The organism is Pseudomonas sp. NBRC 111143 (assembly GCF_001320965.1).
In the GTDB taxonomy this organism is placed as follows: Bacteria; Pseudomonadota; Gammaproteobacteria; order Pseudomonadales; family Pseudomonadaceae; genus Aquipseudomonas; species Aquipseudomonas machongensis.
In genome coordinates, this window is the sequence record NZ_BCBT01000110.1 from 1 (window position 1) to 1992 (window position 1992).

Here is a 1992-nt window from a genome sequence, read left to right on the forward strand (position 1 = left end):
CGTCAAAGTGAATCAGCCACTGGATCGTCCGCTGACCGTTACCCTGAGCAATGGCGACAAGGTCACCATCGCGGCGGGTCAAACCCAAGTTGAGTACAAAGCCCCAGCTCAAGGCGATGACGTCTTCAAAGACTCGGGCTCCCTGACCGTTGGTATTTCCGACGCTTCCGTACCAGGCAAGACCTTCGAGAACCTGGAGCTCGGCAGCTCGGCCACCGTGCAGATCGCTGACACCGAAAGTGAGGTTGTCGCAACCCTGACCGCCGACAAGACCACCGTATCCGAAGGTGGCGAGATTACCTATACCGTTACGCTGACCAATGGTCAGGGCCTGGATGTTACGGGCCATGGCGGCCTGACCTTCACCCTTTCGGATGGCACCAAGGTCACCATTCCGGCGGGCAGTGCTACCGGTACGGTCACTATCACTGCTCCAGACGACGTCTACGTTGGCGGCCAGCCGTCGATCGTGAACAAGCTGGAAGGTGTTACTGGCGCGGATAACTTCGAGAAACTGACGCTGGGTGACGGCACCGTCACCACGACGGTGACTGACGAGCCGGGTACCGGTACTCCGGGCACCGGCAACGAAGGCGACAAGGTTTCCATCACCATCGTCAGCAACGGCAACGTCACCGAAGACCAGCAGCCAAGCTTCACTGTCAAAGTGAACCAGCCGCTGGATCGTCCGCTGACCGTCACTCTGAGCAATGGCGACAAAGTCACCATCGCGGCGGGCCAGACCCAAGTTGAGTACAAAGCCCCAGCTCAAGGCGATGACGTCTTTAAGGATTCCGGTTCGCTCACCGTTGGTATCAGCGACGCCAGTGTTCCAGGCAAAACCTTCGAGAACCTGGAGCTCGGCGGCTCGGCCACCGTTCAGATCGCCGATACCGAAAGTGAAGTCATCGCGACCCTGACAGCCGACAAGACTACTGTCAGCGAAGGCGGCGAGATCACTTACACCGTGACCCTGACCAACGCCCAAGGCCTGGACGTCAAAGGTCATGGCGGCCTGGTATTTACCCTTTCGGACGGCACCAAAGTCACCGTTCCAGCAGGCAGCGCCACTGGCACCATCACCATTCATGCTCCAGACGATGTGTACGTTGGCGGCCAGCCTTCGATCGTCAACAAACTCGAAGGCGTGACTGGCGCAGATAACTTCGAGAAGCTGACCCTCGGCGACAACACCGTCACCACCACAGTGACGGACGAGCCAGGCACTGGTACTCCTGGCACCGGCAACGAAGGCGACAAGGTCTCCGTCACCATCATCAGCAACGGCAATGTCACCGAAGATCAGCAGCCGTCGTTCACCGTGAAGGTGAACCAGATTCTGGATCGCCCGCTGACCGTCACCCTGAGCAATGGTGACAAAGTCACCATCGCTGCGGGCCAGACCCAGGTCGAGTACAAGGCGCCAGCCCAGGGCGATGACGTGTTCAAAGACTCGGGCTCGCTCACCGTTGGGATCAGCGACGCCAGTGTTCCAGGCAAGACCTTCGAAAACCTGGAACTGGGTGGTTCGGCCACCGTGCAGATCGCTGACACCATCAGCGAAGTAGTCGCTACCCTCAGCGCCGACAAGACCACCGTCAGCGAAGGCGGCCAGGTCACTTACACCGTCACCCTGACGAACGCACAGGGCCTGTCGGTCACCGGCCACAACGGCCTGGTGTTCACCCTGAGCGATGGCACCAAAGTCACCGTGCCTGCCGGCAGCGCCACTGGCACCTTCACCATCACCGCCAAGGACGACGTCTATGTCGGCGGCCAGCCGAACATCGTCAACAAGATCGAATCGGTTACCGGTGGTGATAACTTCGAGAAGCTGACCCTCGGCGACAACACCGTCACCACCACAGTGACGGACGAGCCAGGCACTGGTACTCCTGGCACCGGCAACGAAGGCGACAAGGTCTCCGTCACCATCGTCAGCAATGGCAACGTCACCGAAGACCAGCAGCCGTCGTTCACTGTCAAAGTGAA

1 protein-coding gene is annotated in these 1992 nt (G+C 59.6%); it reads left to right on the top strand.

Translation table 11 applies throughout. The annotated features are described in order from the left end of the window. Positions 1–1992, top strand: a 1992-nt coding sequence (locus tag APH44_RS28765; RefSeq protein ID WP_371264445.1) for an immunoglobulin-like domain-containing protein, incomplete at both ends; no start/stop codon positions are given.